17 protein-coding genes and 1 riboswitch are annotated in these 17,308 nt (G+C 73.5%); of the genes, 6 read left to right on the plus strand and 11 right to left on the minus strand.

Annotated elements, in window-relative coordinates:
- Positions 1-82 precede the first annotated feature (82 nt).
- Positions 83-715: a sulfite oxidase-like oxidoreductase gene (locus ACZ6RC_RS04220; RefSeq protein ID WP_391140766.1), complete on the plus strand. Its 633-nt coding sequence runs from the start codon at positions 83-85 to the stop codon at positions 713-715.
- A 31-nt stretch (positions 716-746) separates the two neighbouring features.
- Here the strand turns inward: ACZ6RC_RS04220 and ACZ6RC_RS04225 are convergent, their stop codons facing one another.
- The 6 genes from ACZ6RC_RS04225 to thiO all read right to left on the minus strand — a co-directional run bounded on the left by ACZ6RC_RS04225 (position 747) and on the right by thiO (position 6,565).
- Entirely contained in the window at positions 747-1,286 is a 540-nt protein-coding gene (locus tag ACZ6RC_RS04225; RefSeq protein ID WP_469579157.1) for a DUF4396 domain-containing protein, read from the minus strand.
- Positions 1,287-1,368: 82 nt separating this feature from the next.
- Positions 1,369-2,220 (minus strand): deoxyribonuclease IV, encoded by an 852-nt coding sequence (locus ACZ6RC_RS04230; protein WP_391140764.1) that lies wholly within the window; start codon positions 2,218-2,220, stop codon positions 1,369-1,371.
- Positions 2,221-2,226: 6 nt separating this feature from the next.
- A complete protein-coding gene (gene pknB / locus ACZ6RC_RS04235; RefSeq protein WP_469579159.1) occupies positions 2,227-4,182 on the minus strand; it encodes a Stk1 family PASTA domain-containing Ser/Thr kinase in 1,956 nt (651 codons plus the stop codon).
- 91 nt (positions 4,183-4,273) lie between these two features.
- Positions 4,274-5,071: a thiazole synthase gene (locus ACZ6RC_RS04240; RefSeq protein ID WP_391140762.1), complete on the minus strand. Its 798-nt coding sequence runs from the start codon at positions 5,069-5,071 to the stop codon at positions 4,274-4,276.
- A gap of 4 nt (positions 5,072-5,075) precedes the next feature.
- Positions 5,076-5,285: a sulfur carrier protein ThiS gene (thiS, locus tag ACZ6RC_RS04245; protein ID WP_391140761.1), complete on the minus strand. Its 210-nt coding sequence runs from the start codon at positions 5,283-5,285 to the stop codon at positions 5,076-5,078.
- Positions 5,282-6,565 carry a glycine oxidase ThiO gene (gene thiO, locus ACZ6RC_RS04250; RefSeq protein WP_469579162.1) on the minus strand — a complete coding sequence of 428 codons (1,284 nt, stop codon included), beginning with the start codon at positions 6,563-6,565 and terminating at the stop codon, positions 5,282-5,284. The genes thiS and thiO overlap by 4 nt, the downstream gene beginning before the upstream one ends.
- Positions 6,563-6,675: riboswitch (TPP riboswitch) on the minus strand. It overlaps the preceding gene by 3 nt.
- A 229-nt stretch (positions 6,676-6,904) precedes the next feature.
- On the opposite strand from thiO, the gene ACZ6RC_RS04255 reads away from it, so the two are divergent.
- The 5 genes from ACZ6RC_RS04255 to ACZ6RC_RS04275 all read left to right on the plus strand — a co-directional run bounded on the left by ACZ6RC_RS04255 (position 6,905) and on the right by ACZ6RC_RS04275 (position 11,171).
- Positions 6,905-8,068, plus strand: coding sequence for an NAD(P)/FAD-dependent oxidoreductase (locus ACZ6RC_RS04255; protein WP_469579441.1), 1,164 nt, complete (start codon positions 6,905-6,907; stop codon positions 8,066-8,068).
- 115 nt (positions 8,069-8,183) lie between these two features.
- Positions 8,184-8,549, plus strand: a complete 366-nt coding sequence (locus tag ACZ6RC_RS04260; RefSeq protein ID WP_137989908.1) for an Rv2175c family DNA-binding protein — start codon at positions 8,184-8,186, stop codon at positions 8,547-8,549.
- A gap of 85 nt (positions 8,550-8,634) precedes the next feature.
- Entirely contained in the window at positions 8,635-9,312 is a 678-nt protein-coding gene (gene thiE / locus ACZ6RC_RS04265; protein WP_391140759.1) for a thiamine phosphate synthase, read from the plus strand.
- Positions 9,313-9,368: 56 nt separating this feature from the next.
- The gene (metF, locus tag ACZ6RC_RS04270; protein ID WP_391140758.1) at positions 9,369-10,286 is read left to right on the plus strand and encodes a methylenetetrahydrofolate reductase [NAD(P)H]; all 918 of its coding nucleotides are present in this window, start codon (positions 9,369-9,371) and stop codon (positions 10,284-10,286) included.
- Between the two features lie 51 nt (positions 10,287-10,337).
- Positions 10,338-11,171, plus strand: coding sequence for a hypothetical protein (locus ACZ6RC_RS04275; protein WP_391140757.1), 834 nt, complete (start codon positions 10,338-10,340; stop codon positions 11,169-11,171).
- Positions 11,172-11,196: 25 nt separating this feature from the next.
- Here ACZ6RC_RS04275 and ACZ6RC_RS04280 read toward each other — a convergent pair whose 3' ends face one another.
- The 5 genes from ACZ6RC_RS04280 to ACZ6RC_RS04300 form a co-directional block, all read right to left on the minus strand.
- Positions 11,197-12,630 carry a phytoene desaturase family protein gene (locus ACZ6RC_RS04280; protein ID WP_469579164.1) on the minus strand — a complete coding sequence of 478 codons (1,434 nt, stop codon included), beginning with the start codon at positions 12,628-12,630 and terminating at the stop codon, positions 11,197-11,199.
- Positions 12,631-12,640: 10 nt separating this feature from the next.
- Positions 12,641-13,258 (minus strand): DUF4126 domain-containing protein, encoded by a 618-nt coding sequence (locus ACZ6RC_RS04285; RefSeq protein WP_469579165.1) that lies wholly within the window; start codon positions 13,256-13,258, stop codon positions 12,641-12,643.
- A gap of 287 nt (positions 13,259-13,545) precedes the next feature.
- Positions 13,546-14,154, minus strand: a complete 609-nt coding sequence (locus ACZ6RC_RS04290) for a TetR/AcrR family transcriptional regulator (RefSeq protein ID WP_391140754.1) — start codon at positions 14,152-14,154, stop codon at positions 13,546-13,548.
- A 42-nt stretch (positions 14,155-14,196) separates the two neighbouring features.
- Positions 14,197-16,284, minus strand: a complete 2,088-nt coding sequence (locus ACZ6RC_RS04295; protein WP_469579167.1) for a YhgE/Pip family protein — start codon at positions 16,282-16,284, stop codon at positions 14,197-14,199.
- Positions 16,256-17,218 carry an ATP-binding cassette domain-containing protein gene (locus ACZ6RC_RS04300; RefSeq protein WP_469579169.1) on the minus strand — a complete coding sequence of 321 codons (963 nt, stop codon included), beginning with the start codon at positions 17,216-17,218 and terminating at the stop codon, positions 16,256-16,258. The genes ACZ6RC_RS04295 and ACZ6RC_RS04300 overlap by 29 nt, the downstream gene beginning before the upstream one ends.
- Between the last annotated feature and the right edge of the window lie 90 nt (positions 17,219-17,308).

Raw genomic sequence — 17,308 nt, forward strand, 5'->3', positions numbered from 1 at the left:
TTAGTGGGAGTTGCCCCGAAAGGCTCCTACCCCGGCGTTCACTGGTCATGACCACCCCTCGCCGTCTGTCACCATGGAGGACATGGGTCAGCCGGAGAGCGGAGTACACCGGGAAGCGGCGCAGTCGGATCTTCCGCCGGGGCAGCGGCTGCAGCGCGGCTGGCCGGTCACCCATTACGGCCCCGTGCCCAGGTTCAAGCCCGACCGCTGGGAATTCCGCGTCTTCGGCGCGACCGCCGATGGCGACAAGCGGTGCTGGAACCACGAGGAGTTCTCCGCCCTGCCGTTCTCGACGGTGGTGGCCGATCTGCACTGCGTCACGAAATTCAGCATGCTCGGGGCCGAATGGGGCGGTGTGCCCGCCCGTACGGTCCTGGAGCTCGCCCCGCCGGCCGCCAACGTCACGCACGTCATGGTCTGGGCCGAGTACGGCTTCAGCGCCAACATGCGGCTCTCCGACTTCGCCGCCGAGGGCGCGATCTTCGCCACCCACAAGGACGGGGAGCTGCTCACCGCCGAGCACGGCTTCCCGCTGCGGCTCGTGGTGCCCCATCTGTACGCCTGGAAGGGGCCCAAGTGGGTCCGCGGCGTGGAGTACATGACCGCCGACCGCCGCGGCTTCTGGGAGGAGCGCGGCTACCACAACATCGGCGACCCCTGGACGGAGCAGCGCTACTCCTACCAGGAGGAGCCGGGCGACGGCCCGGAGCTGTAGCCGCCCCGGGTCGCCGAGCCGGGCGGCGGGGTCAGTGGTGGTAGCGGTGGACCACCGCGTGGCCCTTGCCGCGGCCGATCATCCACTTGTTGACGGGTGTGGTGATCAGGAAGGCGACGAGGAAGGCGAAGGCGAGGGCGCCCCAGAAGAGCGCGTCCGACAGATGCGCGTCCATGGCGCCCGGGACCAGCAGCAGGACCCCGTTGTCGACGATCTCCATCACCGTGATGGAGAGGGTGTCGGCGGCGAGCGCGACGCCGATGGCCGCCTTGAGTGAGAGCCCGGCGCGGACGACGGCCCACAGGGTCAGGGAGTAGCCGAAGAGGAAGGCCAGGGCGATGGCGAGCGCCATCGTGGGGGCGTTGCCCCAGCCGAGGGCCGTGCCGATGATCATGCCGAGGACCTCGCCGATGGCGCATCCGGTGAGGCAGTGCAGCGTCGCCTTCACGGCCATCGACCAGGACACCGCGCCGCCGCCGTGGTGCCCGTGGGCCGTGTGGTCTCCGTGGTGGTCGTGAGGGTTCCGGTGGTCCTGCCGGCCGGGGTGGCCGGTGTGCGCTTCGTGCTCCATGACGAGCCCCCAACGTCGGATAGCGGTTCCTGCCTCTCCAAGAACCGTATACCCCCTAGGGGTATTCCTCAACGTGTGGGCGTCAGCCGCGGAGCTTCTTCAGCAGCTCCACGTCCGCCACGTGTCCTTCCTTGCCGCCGGGCGTCTCGATGACCAGCGGCACGCCCTCCGTCTCCGGGTGGCGCATCAGCGCCCGGAACGGCTCCTGGCCGATGTGGCCCGACCCGATGTTCGCGTGCCGGTCCTTGTGCGCCCCGACGACGTCCTTCGAGTCGTTGGCGTGGATCAGCTTCAGTCGGCCCTCGCCGACCGTCTCCACCAGCAGGTCCAGGGTCTGCGTCGCGCCGTGCGGGCCGGTCAGGTCGTGCCCCGCCGCGAAGATGTGGCAGGTGTCCAGGCAGATCCCGAGCCGCGGGTGGTGGTCCAGCGCGTCGAAGTACGGCCCGAAGTCCCACGTACGGGAGCAGAGCGAGGAGCCCTGCCCGGCCGTGGACTCCAGGAGCAGGAAGGGGTCGTCCTCGTGCGTCAGCTCGTCGAGCAGCGGCAGCATCCGCTCCCGCACCTGCGCCAGCGCCTCCTCGCGCGGGCGGCCTCCGGTCGCCGAGCCGGTGTGCACCACCACGCCCTTGGCGCCGATCTCCCGGCCCCGGCGCAGCGAGTGCCGCAGCGACTCCACCGACCTCTCGACCGTCGCCTCGGTGTGCGAGCCGAAGTTGATGAGGTACGGGGCGTGGACCCAGGCCGACATCGAAGCGGCCTCGCAGGCGGCGCGGAACCGTTCGTCCTGCGCGGGGTTGCCCACCGGGGTGGCCCAGCCGCGCGGATTGGCGACGAAGACCTGGACGGCCTCGGCGCCCAGCTCGCGGGCGTAGGCCAGGCCGGTCGTGGCGAGGCCGCCGGCCACGGGGACATGGCCGCCGACGGGGTTGCGCATGAGTCTCTACAGTCCCTTGGTCGTGAGCGTGACGGTGGAGCCCTCGGGGGCGGTGGAGCCGCCCTCGACGGACTGGGCGGAGACGGTGTCGCCGAGGAAGGGGAAGGTCTTCTTGACCTCCACCTCGAAGCCGGCGCCCTCCAGCCGCTCGCGCGCGGTGTCGATCTGCTCGCCCATGACGTCGGGCACCTCGATCATCCTCGGCCCCTTGGAGACCGTGAGGGTGATCGTGTCGCCGCGGGCGGCGCGGCTGCCCTCGGCCAGGGACTGGGCGGCGACCGAACCGGCCGGCCGCGGGGAGTCGATCCGCTCGGCCGCGACCTGCACCTTCAGCCCGGCGTTCCGCAGCGTCTGGGTGGCGTCGGCCACGGACTCGCCGGACACGGAGGGAACCTCGATCGGGGCGCCCTTGCTGACGATCAGGGCGACCGCCGAGTCGGGGGAGCGCTCGGTGCCGGGCCCGGGGTCGGAGCCGATCACCGCGGACTGCGGCACGTCCTCGCTGAAGGCCTCCGTGACCACACCGGGGGCCAGGCCCTCCTCGGTCAGCATCCGCTTGGCCTCGGCGAGCGTCCTGCCCTCCAGGCGGGGGACCTTCACGATCTCCGGGCCGCGGGAGAGGGTAAGCGTCACCGTGCCGTTTCCGCGGATGCGCTCGCCCGGGGCCGGGTCCGTGGCCATGACCGTCCCGCGTTCGTAGACCTCGCTGAACGCGCGCCGGGTCTTCCCGACCTCCAGGCCCGCCTTCTCCAGCCGCTGCGTGGCCTGGGCCTCGCTCTGGCCGAGGATGGCGGGGACCCGGGTGAACTGGCCGGAATTGATGTACCAGACGCCGCCGCCGAGCCCGAGGGCCACCAGGACGAGGGCGAGGACGAGCAGGGGACCGCGCGGGCGGGGCAGCCGGCGCGCACCGGGCCCCACGCCACCGGCGCCCGCGAAGCCGCCTGCCCGGCGCGAGGGACGCGGTTCCGGCTCGGGCTCCGGGGGCATCGCCAGCCGGCTCGTGTGCTGCGGCACGGCGGTGCGCGGGATCACGCTGGTCCGGTCCTCGGAGCCGTCCTCGCCCGCCCCGTATGTCTCGGCGCGCGCCCCCGGCAGCACCGCGTCGAGCTGCTCGTCACCGAGGGCCGCCCGGGCCTCCCGGGTCAGGGCGAGCAGCGCGACGGCGTCGTAGGGGCGGATCTCCGGGTTGCGAGCGGTGGCCGCCGTGACCAGCTCGTCCAGCTCGACCGCGAGGCCGGGGACGACGGCCGAGGGGGCCGGGACGTCGGTGTTCAGGTGCCGGTAGAGGACCTGGGCGGGCGTGTCCCCGCCGTGCGGCTTCCCGCCGGTCAGCATCTCGTACAGGACGACACCGCAGGCGTACACGTCGGCGCGGGTGTCGGCGGTGCCGTGCTCGATCTGCTCGGGGGCGAGGTACGAGACCGTGCCGAGGACGGAGCCGGTGGTGTTCGTGGCCGAGCCGACGGCCCGTACGAGACCGAAGTCGGCGACCTTGACCCGGCCGTCGTCCCCGATCAGGACGTTCTCCGGCTTCATGTCCCGGTGGACGAAACCGGCCCGGTGCGCGGCGCCGAGCGCCGCGAGGACGGGCTCCAGGATGTCCAGCGCGGCCCGGGGCTGCAGGGCGCCGCGCTCGCGCAGCACGTCGCGCAGGGTGCAGCCGGCGACGTACTCCATCGCGAGATAGACGTACGCCCCGTCCGCGCCCTGGTCGAAGACCCCGACGACGTTGGGGTGGGAGAGCCGCGCCACGGACTTCGCCTCGCGGATGAACCGCTCGACGAAGGTGGCGTCGGTCGCCAGCGCCGGATGCATCACCTTGAGCGCGAGCACCCGGTCGAGGCGGGTGTCGACGGCCCGGTAGACCGTGGCCATCCCGCCGACGGCGACGCGCGCGTCGACGTGGTAGCGGCCGTCGAGCAGCTGCCCGACGAGAGGGTCCTGAAGGGTCGTGTCCACGGCCCCGAGTTTACGAGTCCCCGCGGACACCCCGTCGCCGCCACCGGCGACTGCAGCGCACCTGTGACGGGACGGGGTGGCCGGGATCACGTCATCGGAACGCGGGACGCTCCGGGTCCAGGGCGGCGCGGCCCTCCGCGGGGGAGGACGCCTCGGCGAAATGGCGGCGGGGGATGCGGCCCGCCCGCCACGCCAGCCGGCCCGCCTCGACCGCGTGCCGCATCGCCGACGCCATGAGCACCGGCTCCTGCGCCCGGGTCACCGCCGACGCCAGCATCACCGCCGCGCACCCCAGCTCCATCGCGAGCGCCGCGTCCGAAGCCGTCCCGGCCCCCGCGTCCAGGATCACCGGCACCCCGGCCCGCTCCGCGATCAGCTGGAAGTTGTGCGGGTTGCGGATCCCGAGCCCGGAGCCGATCGGCGAACCGAGCGGCATGATCGCGGCGCACCCGACGTCCTCCAGCTTCCGCGCGAGGACCGGGTCGTCGTTGGTGTACGGCAGGACCGTGAAGCCGTCGTCCACCAGCGTCTCCGCCGCGTCGAGCAGCTCCACCCCGTCCGGCAGCAGGGTCCGCTCGTCGGCGACGACCTCCAGCTTGACCCAGTCGGTCCCGAGGGCCTCCCGGGCCAGGCGCGCGGTCAGCACCGCCTCGCCCGCCGTGAAGCAGCCCGCCGTGTTCGGCAGGACCCGGATCCCGAGCCGCTCCAGGACGGAGAGGACCGAGCCCCGCACCGTCGGGTCCAGTCGCCGCATGGCGACCGTCGTCAGCTCCGTGCCGCTGGCGACCAGCGAGCGCTCCAGGACGTCCAGGCTGGGCGCCCCGCCCGTGCCCATGATCAGGCGCGAGGAGAACTCCGTACCCGCGAGGACGAAGGTGTCGTCGGACATCGGCTCAGCCTCCCTGGACGGCGGTGAGGACCTCGACCCGGTCGCCGTCGCCGATGACCGTCACGGCCCACCGGCCGCGCGGCACCACGGTCTCGTTGACGGCCGCGGCCACCCCCGAGGGCGCAGCGGTGAGGGTGGCGACCAGGGCGTCGAGCGAGACGGGGCCGGGAAGCGTGCGCGGCTCCCCGTTCACGGACACGTTCAGCACGTTCATGCGGGCTGCTCCAGACGTACGGGAGAGAAGCGGCGGGGAGTGAAGGGACGGGCCTCGTCCGGGAGCGTGCCGGTGGTCAGCACCTCCGCCATGACGTCGCCGGTGACGGGGGTGAGCAGCACCCCGTTGCGGTAGTGGCCGGTGGCCAGATGGAGCCCCGGCAGGGCGCTCGGCCCGAGCAGCGGCGCGTTGTCCGGGGACCCGGGTCGCAGGCCCGCCCGGGTCTCGGTGAGCGGCAGTTCGGTGATGCCGGGCACCAGCTCGTGCGCGTCGCGCAGCAGTTCGTACACCCCGCCCGCCGTGACGGTGGTGTCCCAGCCCAGCTCCTCGCTCGTCGCCCCGACGACCAGCTCCCCGTTCTCGCGCGGCACCAGATAGACGTGGCTGCCGCGCACCACGGCCCGGACCGTCCGGGAGAGGAACGGTGCGTACGCCGGCGGCACGCTCAGCCGCAGCACCTGCCCCTTGACGGGCCGTACGGGCGGCAGCACCTCCTCCGGTACGCCGTCGAGCCGGCCGCTGAGGCTGCCGGCGGCGAGGACGACCTGGTCGGCGCCGAGCTCCGTCCCGTCCGCGAGGACCGCGCCCACGGCCCGGTCGCGCACCACCGTCAGCCGCTCGGCGACGCTCCGGTGGACGACCACCCCGGCCCGCTCGCAGGCGGTGACCAGCGCGGCGGCCAGCCGGCGCGGATCGACCTGGTGGTCGCCGTCGACCCGCAGCCCGCCCCGGACGCCCGGGGCCAGCATCGGCTCCAGACGGCGGCAGTCGCGCCCGCTGAGCCACTCCGACTCCAGACCGCACCGCGTCTGCAGGGCGTGCAGCTCCCGCAGGTGCGCCCGGTCGTCGGCGTCCAGCGCGACGGCGAGCGTCCCGCAGGAGCGGTAGCCGACGTCCTGGCCGGTGGCGTCCCGCAGCTCCGCGACGAAGTCGGGATAGCGGCGCGCGGAGGCGAGGTTGAGGCCGAGCAGGGTCTCCTCGCCGTAGTGGAGTTCGGTGACGGCGGCGAGCATTCCGGCCGCCACCCGCGCCGCCCCGCCCCCGGGCTCCGGATCGACGAGCGCCGTCCGCAGCCCGCGCTGCGCCGCGCGCCAGGCCGTGACGAGGCCGATGATCCCGCCCCCGATGACGAGGACGTCCGAGGAGGCACGGGCGGGTGGTGTCCCGGGGTGCGCGGTGTGCACGTGCGGTGTCCGGACGTGCGAGGCGCGCGCGGACGGCGCACCGGAGTCCGGGGTGCGCGCGGACGGCGCACCGAGGTGTGGCGTACGTGATGGCATGGGCGTCCAGCCCCTCCCTTCGCCGGCATGACCCGGATCAGGTTCGTACGGTCGGAGGCCGGCCAGCCTCCCTCTCAGCCCGGTGCGTCCGGGCTCCCGCGAGTGCTCTACGTTGACGGTCAGACTAACCCCCGCCCTCGGCGGCCGGTAAGGGAGCCTCCCGCCTCCCCCGGGGCGCGGGCGGGAAGAGGCGCCGAGCCGGGCGGACGGCCCCGGCGGGAGGAGCCGGCCCGTCGCGGGTGCGACCGCCGCCTTCCTGACGGCACGTCAGCTGCGTAAGGTGATCGGGTGAGCGAGCAGAAGCAGGCACAGCAGCACGTCGTGATCGTGGGCGCCGGGATGGCGGGGGTGCAGACCGCCGTCGCCCTGCGCGAACAGGGCTTCGAAGGCCCCGTCACCCTCATCGGAGCCGAGCCGCACCAGCCCTACGACCGGCCCCCGCTCTCCAAGGCCGTACTCCTGGGCAAGGCCGAGGACTCGGCCTTCGACGTCGACTTCGAAGCACTCGCCATCGAGCTGCGCCTCGGCCTGGAGGTCACCGGCCTGCGCGCCGGCGACCGCGAGATCGACACCGAGGCCGGGCCCGTCCCCTACGACGTCCTGGTCGTCGCCACCGGCGCCCAGCCCGTCACCCTTCCCGGCACCGAGGGCGTGCCCGGGGTCCATCTGCTGCGCACCCTCGACGACGCCGCCCGGCTCAAGCCCGTCCTGGAACGGCGCCACGACATCGTGGTCGTCGGCGCCGGCTGGATCGGCGCCGAGTTCGCCACCGCCGCGCGCGAGGCGGGCTGCGCCGTCACCGTCGTGGAGGCCGCCGACCACCCGCTCGCGGGCGCCCTGCCCGCCGAGGTCGCCGCCCCCATGGCCCGCTGGTACGAGGAGAGCGGCGCCGCTCTCCTCACCCACGCGCGCGTGGACCGCTTCGAGGCCGGCAGCGTCGTCCTCGCCGACGGGCGGCGGCTGCCCGCCGACGCCGTCGTCGTCGGCATCGGCGCCCGCCCCGCCACCGACTGGCTCACCGGTTCCGGCGTCACCCTCGACGCCGGCGGCTCCCTCACCGCCGACGACCGGCTGCGCACCTCCGTACCCGGCGTGTACGCCGTCGGCGACTGCGCCTCCTTCCCGTCCGCCCGCTACGGCGAGCGGCTCCTGGTCCACCACTGGGACAACGCCCTCCAGGGCCCGCGGACGGTCGCGGCCGACATCATCGGCGAGAACCCCGGGGCCTACGACCCGGTGCCGTACTTCTGGTCCGAGCAGTTCGGCCGCTTCGTGCAGTACGCGGGCCACCACACCACCGCCGACGCGCTCGTCCGCCGCGGCGACCCCGCCGGCGCCTCCTGGTCCGTCCTCTGGCTGCGCGCGGGCGTCCTGGTCGCCCTGCTCGCCGTGGGCCGCCCCCGCGACCTGGCCCAGGGCCGCAAGCTGATCGAGGCGGCCGCCCGCCTCGACCCCGCCCGGGCCACCGACCCGGCCGTCGCCCTGAAGACGGCGGTCCTCTGAGACGTGCCCAGCGGCCCGGCCGGAGCCGCGCGCCCATGCCCCCGCCCCGGCCGGGCGCGGACACTCCACGGGGCCCGACTACCGACTGTCAGTCCCAGATGGCAGGCTTGTTCCCGTGACCGAGATTGACGCAAGAATCGATGCTCTCGTCCCCGCCTGGCTCTACCTCCCCGACATCGCGGAAATGCTCGATGTCGAGGTGACGCGCGTGCGGCAGCTGGTCAAGGAGGGCCAGCTCATCGCCGTGCGCCGCGGAGAGAACCGGGCGCTCCAGGTGCCCGCCGCCTTCATCGACGGCGACAAGGTCGTCAAGGGCCTCAGCGGCACCCTGACGCTCCTGAAGGACGACGGCTTCACCGACGAAGAGATGCTGGAGTGGCTCTTCACTCCCGACCCGACCCTGCCGGGCACGCCCGCGCAGGCCCTCAGCGAGAATCGCGGCACGGAGGTGAAGCGCCGCGCCCAGGCGCTCGCCGTCTGACGCACCCACGCCACCACAGGAGGCCCGTGGGGCCGGGCCCGCCCCGGCCCCACGGCACCACCGCAGCCCACGGGGGGAACCACCCATGTCCACGCCACGCGCGCAGCTCGCCGACGCCCGGCTCTACCTCTGCACGGACGCCCGCAGGCGCCAGGGCGACCTGCCCGCGTTCCTCGACGCCGTGCTCTCCTCCGGCGTGGACATCGTGCAGCTCCGCGACAAGGGCCTGGAGGCCGGCGAGGAGCTGGAGCACCTCGCCGTATTCGCCGACGCCTGCCGCCGCCACGGCACGCTCCTCGCCGTGAACGACCGGGCCGACGTCGCCCACGCCATCGGCTCCGACGTGCTGCACCTCGGCCAGGGAGACCTGCCCGTCCCCGCCGCCCGCGCCATCCTCGGCTGGGAATCCCCCCGGACCGAGTCCGGGGGAGTGCTGATCGGCCGCTCCTGCCACGCCGAGTCCGAGGTCGACGCCGCCGTCGCCGAACCGGGCGTGGACTATTTCTGCACCGGCCCCTGCTGGCCCACCCCCACCAAGCCCGGCCGGTACGCTCCCGGCCTCGGGCTCGTGCGGTACGCCGCCTCCCTGCCCCAGGAGCGCCCCTGGTTCGCCATCGGCGGCATCGACGAGACCACCCTCGACGAGGTCCTGGACGCGGGCGCCCGCCGGATCGTCGTCGTCCGGGCGATCACCGAGGCCGACGACCCCGCCGCGGCGACCGCGCGCCTGGCCAAGCGCGTCCACGAGCGGGCGGCCGGATGACGTCCATCTTTCGGACTCCGCTTCGTCGGCGGAGGTACCCCGTCTAACCTGCCGGTATGGCCCTAGGAACCGCTTCCACCCGCTCGGACCGCGCTCGTACGGTCCGCGACATCCTCGCGTCCGGCAAGCGTTCGTACTCCTTCGAGTTCTTCGCGCCCAGGACGGAGAAGGGCGAGCGAAGCCTCTGGAACGCCCTGCGCAGGATCGAGGCGGTCGCCCCCAGCTTCGTCTCCGTCACCTACGGCGCCGGCGGGTCCACCCGCGGCGGGACGGTCAAGGCCACCCAGAAGATCGCCGCCGACACCGTCCTCACCCCGGTGGCCCATCTCACCGCCGTCGACCACTCGGTCGCCGAGCTGCGCAACGTCCTGGGCCAGTACGCCGACGCCGGGATCCGCAACATGCTCGCCCTGCGCGGCGACCCGCCGGGCGACCCGCTGGGGGAGTGGATCGAGCACCCGGAGGGCGTGCGGTACGCCGCCGACCTGGTCCGGCTGATCAAGGAGTCCGGCGACTTCTGCGTCGGCGTCGCCGCCTTCCCCGAGATGCACCCCCGCTCCACCGACTGGGACACGGACATCCGGCACTTCGTGGACAAGTGCCATGCCGGCGCCGACTACGCCATCACCCAGATGTTCTTCGACCCGGAGAACTACCTCCGGATGCGCGACAGCGTCCAGAAGGCCGGCTGCGAGACGCCGATCATCCCCGAAGTCATGCCCGTTGTGAACGTCAAGACCCTCGACCGGCTGCCCCAGCTGAGCAACGCCGCGTTCCCGGCCGATGTGAAAGAGCGCATCCTCGCCGTCAAGGACGATCCGGCCGCTGTACGCTCCATTGGCATCGAGTTCGCGACGGAGTTCTGCGCGCGTCTGCTCTCCGAGGGTGTCCCCGGACTGCACTTCATCACGCTGAACAACTCCACCGCGACGCTGGAGATCTACGAGAATCTCGGACTGCACGTGCAGTCGTGACCGGCGTACCCGCCCCAGACCCGCGGCGGTGGCCGTAGGAGAGGGGCGGGCATGGGGTGGACGGTCCTCTACATCGCGTTCGGTGTCGTGGCGTTGTGGCTGCTGGGTGAGGTGCTCCTGCAGTACAAGGCGCGGCTGCGCTGGCGCGTCCTGGCGTTCTGCGGCTTCCTCGGCGTCGTCCTCGGCGTCCTGCTGCCCTCGGTCGCCGTGATCATCGCGGGCGCCGTCGCCTTCGCCGTCGGACAGACCTACGTGACGCTCTCCTTCCGCCGCGGCTTCTCCACCGGATGGGCGATCGGCGGCAACCCGGGCGCGAGCCGCCGCCGCAGGTCCACCGCGCCGGCCGAGGCCGCCGGCCCCACCCTGGAGGTCACCGAGGTCGCCTACGAGCCGGCGGCGGCCGAGCCCTCCGCGGCCGAGCGGACCGCGGTGTACGAGCCCCAGCCGATGCCCGACGACACCGGCCAGTACGGCGTCTACGCCGGCGCCTACGACCAGACGGCCGCCCGGTCCGAGGCGGGCCCCGCCTACGGCGGCTACGACCCGTACGCGCCCCACCAGGAGCAGCCGGGCTACGGCCACCAGCCGGGCTACGACCAGCCCGCGTACGAGCAGCCGGGCTACGACTACGGCAGCGGACAGCAGCAGTACGCCGCCTACTCCGACCCGTACATCGGCCCGACGACGGACGGCCAGCAGTACGGCACGTACGACTACGGCACCGGCGGCCAGCAGCCCTACGCCGACCCGTACGCCCCGTCCTACGGCTACGACACGCCGCCCGGCGGAGTCTGGGTGCCGCAGCAGCGCGACGGCGAACAGCCCCCGTACCCGCAGGGCCAGGAACACCACGACTACGGCAACGACCAGCAGTACCGGTACTAGACGGCAGGAGAAAGCCGTCCGCCCCTCACCGTGAGCCGCGGAAGTCGTCGCCCTCCACGATCAGGCCGGCGACCAGCGCCCCCGACATGCCCGCGTGGGCCAGCCCGCCGCCCGGGTGGGACCAGCCTCCGGCGAAGTAGAGGCCCGGCAGCGGCGAGAGGTTGGCGGCGGGCAGGAAGGCGCCCGAGCCGCCCGCAAGGGCCGGACCCGGCACGCCGGCGACGCCCGTCTCGCGCAGGGTGTCGTCCGGGGTGCGGACCTCCCGCCAGAGCAGCCGCTCCCGGAGCCCGGGCACGGCGGCTTCCGCCGCCGTCACCATCGCCTCGCCGACCGCCGTCGCGTCGTACGCCGGGTCGAGGCGCAGCGCCGCCGTGAGGGTGACCGACTCGTGGCCGGCGTCGGGGCGGAGAGACGGATCGTCGGGCCGCAGCACGGTCGTGGTGGGGCGGTCCCCGGAGGCGTGCACGACCGTCCGGTGCGCGGCCCCGGCCTCCCGGGCACCGCGCAGCGCCAGACAGACCGTCACCCGGCCCGTCCCGTCGGCCTGGTGCCCCGGCCCGTCGCCCCCGGCAGCCCGGGCCACCACCCCGTCCCGGTACAGCGCGGGCACGGGCGCGCCCGCGACGACGTGGTCCGCCGCCACGGTCTCGCCGCCGGCCAGCACCACCCCGGCCGCCCGCCCGTCCTTCTCCAGGACCCGGTCCACGCGCGCGTCGAAGACGAACTCCACCCGCCGCCGCAGACACCGCGCGTACACCGCGTCCGCGAGCGCCCGCAGACCGCCCCGGACGTACCACGTCCCGAACGTCTGCTCCATGTACGGCAGGACGGCGGCCGCGGCCGGGGCGGTGGCCGGATCGAAGCCGTACGCCCAGGCGTAGGAGTCGAGGAGCGCGGCGAGCCGGGGGTCGCGCAGCTCCCGCGACCCGATCCGCGCGAGCGTCGTCGTGGGGCGGCGCAACAGCCCCGCCTTCGGCGCCGGATACGGCTCCCGGGCGAGCGCCGCGGTGTCCGCCGTCCGCGGCTCCTCCAGGAGCGGGCGCCGGGTGCGGTCCCAGGCCTCGCGGGCCCGGACCATGAACGCGCCCCAGCGCTCGCCCGCGCCGGCGCCGAGCGCCGCGTCCAGGGCGGCGACCGTCCCCGCGCGGGAGGCGTTGGGGAGGTCGACCAGGGTGCCGTCGGCGAAGACATGGCGGCTCGCCGGGTCGACCTGCGTCAGCTCGACGCACTCCTCCAGCGGCTCCTTGCCGGTCTTGACGAACAGATCGCGGTAGACGGCGGGCAGATGGAGCAGCCCCGGCCCCGTGTCGAAGGCGAACCCGTCGCGGGCGAGGCGGCGCACCGCGCCGCCGTAGGTCTCCGTGCGTTCGTACACCGTCACCCGGTGGCCCGCCACGGCCAGCCGCGCGGCCGCCGCCATGGCGCCCATGCCGGCGCCGATCACCACAATCCGTGCCATGTCAGGGACCCTATCCGCCGGGGTGGCGGGGCCGGGCGGCAGCCAGCCGCTTCTCCTCCCGGCGCTGGGCCCGGCGGCGCAGGAAGCGGCGGATGCGGTGGGCGAGGAAGCCCAGTATCACCAGACCGAGGACGAGCAGCACGGCGGCGATGATCGCCGCGGCCTGCGGATTGAAGATCGCGAAGGTGATGATCCCGGCGACGCCGAGGTCCTCCGCGACACTCGCCGCGATGTTGGAGAACGGCTCCGGCGAGGTGTTGATCGCCATCCGCGTCCCGGCCTTGACGACATGGCTCAGCAGGGCGGTGGAGCCGCCCACCGCGCCGGCGGCCAGCTCCGGCAGCGAACCGGACTGCCCGGCGAGCAGCGCGCCGACCACCGCGCCCGCGACCGGGCGGACCACCGTGTGGACGGAGTCCCAGACGGAGTCGACGTACGGGATCTTGTCCGCCACCGCCTCGCACAGGAAGAGCACCCCGGCGGCGATCAGGACGTCGGTGCGCTGCAGCGACGCGGGCACCTCGTCGGTGAGACCGGTCGCGCCGAAGAGGCCGAGCAGCAGGACCACCGCGTACGCGTTGATCCCGCTCGCCCAGCCGCTGGTGAAGACCAGGGGGAGTACGGACACGCACGCGATCGTAGCCAGCGGGCGCCACGCGCGCGTGGGGACCGTGACGCGGCCGTGAGTACCCGTACTCAGGCGCGGAGATGAGTAGCCGCGCGGATGGGCTCCGACCTGCGCGGACGGCAGAGTGGAGACCACGGAAGGGGCGCGGCCCCGCAACCGCGGACACGGGGCTGCGGATCGGGGCCGCGCACCTGCCGTAACGGGGGTGCACGGGGGATGAAAGAAGCGCCGGTCCGGCGAGGCTCGGGGGGATCGAGCCTCATCGGACCGGCGTCTTTCGTCTGCCGTCAGCGGCCGCTCACGCGCCCGTGCAGCAGCCGGGAGAGCGCGCTGTGCACGTCGTCGATCGAGCGCTCCCGCTGGAACGCCTGCCAGTCGAGGGCGGCTACCAGGACCATCCCGACCAGCGCCGCCGCCGTCAGCGGGATGTCGATCTCCTCGCTCAGCTCCCCGCCCTCGACGCCCTCGCGCAGGACGCCCTCCACCACGGCCACCGCCTGCTGACGGACCACCAGCAGGGTCTCGTTCCACGCCCGGTTCGTGCGCCACAGTTCGGCGACGTACAGCTGGGTGAAGGCCGGATAGCGGTCGATGAAGACCAGGCCCGCCCGGATCATCGCGTCGAGCGCGTCGACCCGGCTCCCGCCCCGCTTCTCCGTCTCCTCGGCCGCGTCCCGCAGGGAGGCGGTGAGCAGGCCCACGCCGTGCCGCAGCAGCTCCTCGAAGAGTTCGGTCTTGCTCTTGAAGTTGTAGTACACCGTGCCCTTGGCGACGCCCGCGCGCTCGGCGATCTCGTCCACCGTCGTCGCCGAGAAGCCCTGCTCGGCGATGAGGGTGACGGCGGCCTCGTAGAGCTTCGCGCGCGTGGCCCGGCGTCTGGTGCTGCTGCTGTCCATGGCTCGATTCTCACAGGTGCGGCGGCTGTCGGGGTCCCGGTGTCACAGGGACAGTTCGGGGTGGAGGCGGTCCAGGGTCCACACCTGCTTGCCGCGGGCCGAGAGGGCGGTCAGCGCCAGGGCGCCCACCGTGAACGCGGACAGCACCGCGACCGCCTGCCACACCGGACCGGTCCCGCCGCCCGTGATCAGCCGCCGCAGCGCCTCGACCACGTAGCTCATCGGCAGGAAGGGGTGGATGGCGTTGAAGAAGCCCGGGCTGGTCTGCACGGGGTACGTTCCGCCCGCCGAGGTCAGCTGCAGCATCAGCACCGCGAGGACGAGGATCCGCCCCGCCGCGCCGAAGCGGGCGTTGAGCCACTGGATGATCGCGGAGAAGCAGCAGGTCACCAGGGCGAGGAAGCCGACCGTCCCGGCGGCGCTGGCCATCTGCAGGCCGAGGCCCCAGTGCAGCACCGACATCAGCGCGGCGACCTGGAGCAGCCCGATCGCCGCGACCGGGAGCCAGCCGGCCAGCGCGATCCGCCAGGCCGAGGCACCGGCTGCCAGGGCGCGCCGGTTGAGCGGCTGGATCAGCATGTACGCCACCATCGCGCCGACCCAGAGGGAGAGCGGGATGAAGTACGGGGCGAAACCGGTGCCGTAGTTGGGCGCCTTGTGCATCGACTGGGAGGCGAGCTCGACCGGGTCGGCCATGACCTCCGTACGGCGGTCGCGGTCCTGCTTGTCGTAGTCCGGGATCTTGCCGACACCGTCGTGGAGGCCGGTGGCCAGCTCGCCCGAGCCGTCGACCAGCTTGAACAGGCCGCCGTCGAGTTCACCGGCGCCCTTCTTGAGCTTGCCGACCCCGTTGTCGAGGTTCTTGGAGCCGGTCTTGGCGGTGGTGAGGCCGGTGTGCAGCCGGTCGGCGCCCTTGGCGACCTTCTGGGCCCCGGTGTTGAGCTTGTTGATCTTCGCGACGGCACCGTCGAGGTCCTCTTCGAGGGTCGGCGCGGCCTTGGCGAGGTCCTCGGCCTGCTTCTGCAGGGTGGCGAGCTGCCCGTCGAGCTTCTTCAGGTCGCCCGCGCTGTCCTTGGTCAGCTCGTGCAGGTCGTCGGCGATCTTCGCCACGTCGTCGGCGGTGACCTTGGCCTCCTTGAGGGCCGGGCACACCTGGGGGTCCGGCAGCGGGTCGTCCACGCACTGCTCGCGGTGGACCTTCTCCAGCTTGTCGTCGGCGAGGTGGGCGGCGCTGCGGGCGAGGGGGGCGCGCCTGACCAGGTCGTCGAGGTCGTGCCGCACCGCCGCGGCGGAGTGCGCCACCAGGCGGGCCGTGTCACCGATCGCCTTGCCGTTGTTCTTCAGGTACGGGCGGACCTGGGCGGCCTTGCCGTTGACCTTGTCGGCGAGGGCCTTGGTGCCGTCCGCGACCTGCCGGGAGCCGGTCTCCAGCTCGCCCGCGCCCTTGTCGAGCTTCTTCAGCCCGGAGGCCAGGTCCCCGCTGCCCTCCTTGGCGGTGATCAGCCCGTCGGCCAGGCTCTTGGAGCCCTTCTTGGCCTTGTCCGCGCCCGCCTTGAGCTGTCCGGCGCCCTTGGCGGCCTTCTCGGTCGCGTCGTGGATGTCGGAGAAGGAGATGAAGATCCGGTCCAGGAAGGAGCGCGAGGACTTGGTGGAGGCCGCGGTGCGGACCTCGGAGAACACCGTCCGGGAGATCTGCCCGACGATGTAGTTGTTGGCGTCGTTCGTACGGACCTTGAGCGCGCCGGTCTCCGGGGCGTCACCGGAGCTGGACGCGATCCGGGTGCTGAAGTCGGCGGGCATGGTCAGCGAGAGGTAGTACGTGCCGTCCTCCACGCCCGCACGGGCCTCGGCATCGCTGACCTCGTGCCACTCGAAGACCTTGCTCTCGCGCAGGCCCGCCGTGATGTCGTCGCCGGCGTGGACCTTCTTGCCGTCGGCCGTGGCGCCCTGGTCCTCGTTGACGAGCGCGACGGGTATCCGGTCGAGCCTGCTGTAGGGGTCCCAGAAGGACCACAGGTACAGCGCGCCGTAGAGCAGGGGCAGCAGCAGGATCGCGACGAGCGCGGCGCGCGGCAGCTTCCCCCTGCCGAACCGCTTCAGCTCAAGCGCGGCCAGTTTCGGCGAGCGCATCGCCCTCCCCCTCCTCGATGGTGACGGCGTCGCCGTCGGTGGCGGTGTCGGTGTGGGTGCCGCCGGTCGCGCCGCTGCCGGCGGCGGTCCGGTCCGCGGCGGCGGTGGCGTCCGTCCGGTCCGCGCCGCTGCCGGCGGCGGTCCGGTCCTCGGCGGCGGTGTCGTCCGCGTCGGTGGTCCGGTTCTCGGCGGCCGGGTCCTGCGGGGTGTCCGTCGCCGGGGTGGCGCGGGGCGCGGTGGTCACCCGCAGGGCGCCCTCGGGGGCCTCGCTGCAGACGGCGAGGACGGTGGTGCCGGCGTCGGCGATCGACCGCAGCAGCGACCAGGCCGCGGCGCGGTCGGCGTCCCGGAGCTTCATGTCGGCGTCGTCCAGGGCGAGCAGCCGGGGCCTGCCGATCAGGGCCAGGGCGACCGAGAGGCGCAGGGCCTCCAGGCGCTCCAGGTCCCGTACGGAGGTCCGCCCGGCCTTCGGCAGGGTGTCCAGGTCGAGCCCGGCGGCCTCCAGGGCCTCCTCGATCCGGGCCCGGGTGGCGGCGGCCCGCTCCCCGCGCGGGCGCAGCAGGGACCGCAGGGAGCCGTCGTACCTGCGCTGGAGCAGGGCGCGCTCCCGCAGGTGCTCGTCGACCGTGAGGGCCGGGTCGAGGTCGCTGACGCCGGGGACCGGGCCGAGCGCGCTGATCCGGCGCACGGCGGCCATCTTGCGGGGCAGCGGGAGCCCGGCGACCTCGGCGTGGCCCTCGTGGGGTTTCATCCGGCCGGTCAGGGCGAGCAGAAGACAGGTGCGACCCGTACCCGAAGGACCTTCGATCGCGACGAGCGAACCCGGCTCCGCCCGGAAGCCGACCTCGCGGAAGACCCAGCCGCGTGGCCCCTTCAGTCCGAACCCGTCCGCGACGACGGCGGCGCCCGACGGCTCCTCCGCATGCGCTTCCACGGATCCACCCCCCTCTTCCCCTTTTGAACTGACTGGTCAGTGCAAAAACTTACCGCCGAACGGAGGTTGAGGCAAAAGCCCAGGTCAGGC

It is taken from the genome of Streptomyces sp. NPDC048353 (genome assembly GCF_055587165.1).

Coding starts and splice junctions, on each gene's coding strand:
- ACZ6RC_RS04220 (WP_391140766.1), top strand. CDS start 83: ATGGGTCAGCCGGAGAGCGGAGTACACCGGGAAGCGGCGCAGTCGGAT.
- ACZ6RC_RS04225 (WP_469579157.1), bottom strand. CDS start 1,286: ATGGAGCACGAAGCGCACACCGGCCACCCCGGCCGGCAGGACCACCGG.
- ACZ6RC_RS04230 (WP_391140764.1), bottom strand. CDS start 2,220: ATGCGCAACCCCGTCGGCGGCCATGTCCCCGTGGCCGGCGGCCTCGCC.
- ACZ6RC_RS04240 (WP_391140762.1), bottom strand. CDS start 5,071: ATGTCCGACGACACCTTCGTCCTCGCGGGTACGGAGTTCTCCTCGCGC.
- thiS (WP_391140761.1), bottom strand. CDS start 5,285: ATGAACGTGCTGAACGTGTCCGTGAACGGGGAGCCGCGCACGCTTCCC.
- thiO (WP_469579162.1), bottom strand. CDS start 6,565: ATGCCATCACGTACGCCACACCTCGGTGCGCCGTCCGCGCGCACCCCG.
- ACZ6RC_RS04255 (WP_469579441.1), top strand. CDS start 6,905: ATGGCGGGGGTGCAGACCGCCGTCGCCCTGCGCGAACAGGGCTTCGAA.
- thiE (WP_391140759.1), top strand. CDS start 8,635: ATGTCCACGCCACGCGCGCAGCTCGCCGACGCCCGGCTCTACCTCTGC.
- metF (WP_391140758.1), top strand. CDS start 9,369: ATGGCCCTAGGAACCGCTTCCACCCGCTCGGACCGCGCTCGTACGGTC.
- ACZ6RC_RS04275 (WP_391140757.1), top strand. CDS start 10,338: ATGGGGTGGACGGTCCTCTACATCGCGTTCGGTGTCGTGGCGTTGTGG.
- ACZ6RC_RS04280 (WP_469579164.1), bottom strand. CDS start 12,630: ATGGCACGGATTGTGGTGATCGGCGCCGGCATGGGCGCCATGGCGGCG.
- ACZ6RC_RS04290 (WP_391140754.1), bottom strand. CDS start 14,154: ATGGACAGCAGCAGCACCAGACGCCGGGCCACGCGCGCGAAGCTCTAC.
- ACZ6RC_RS04295 (WP_469579167.1), bottom strand. CDS start 16,284: ATGCGCTCGCCGAAACTGGCCGCGCTTGAGCTGAAGCGGTTCGGCAGG.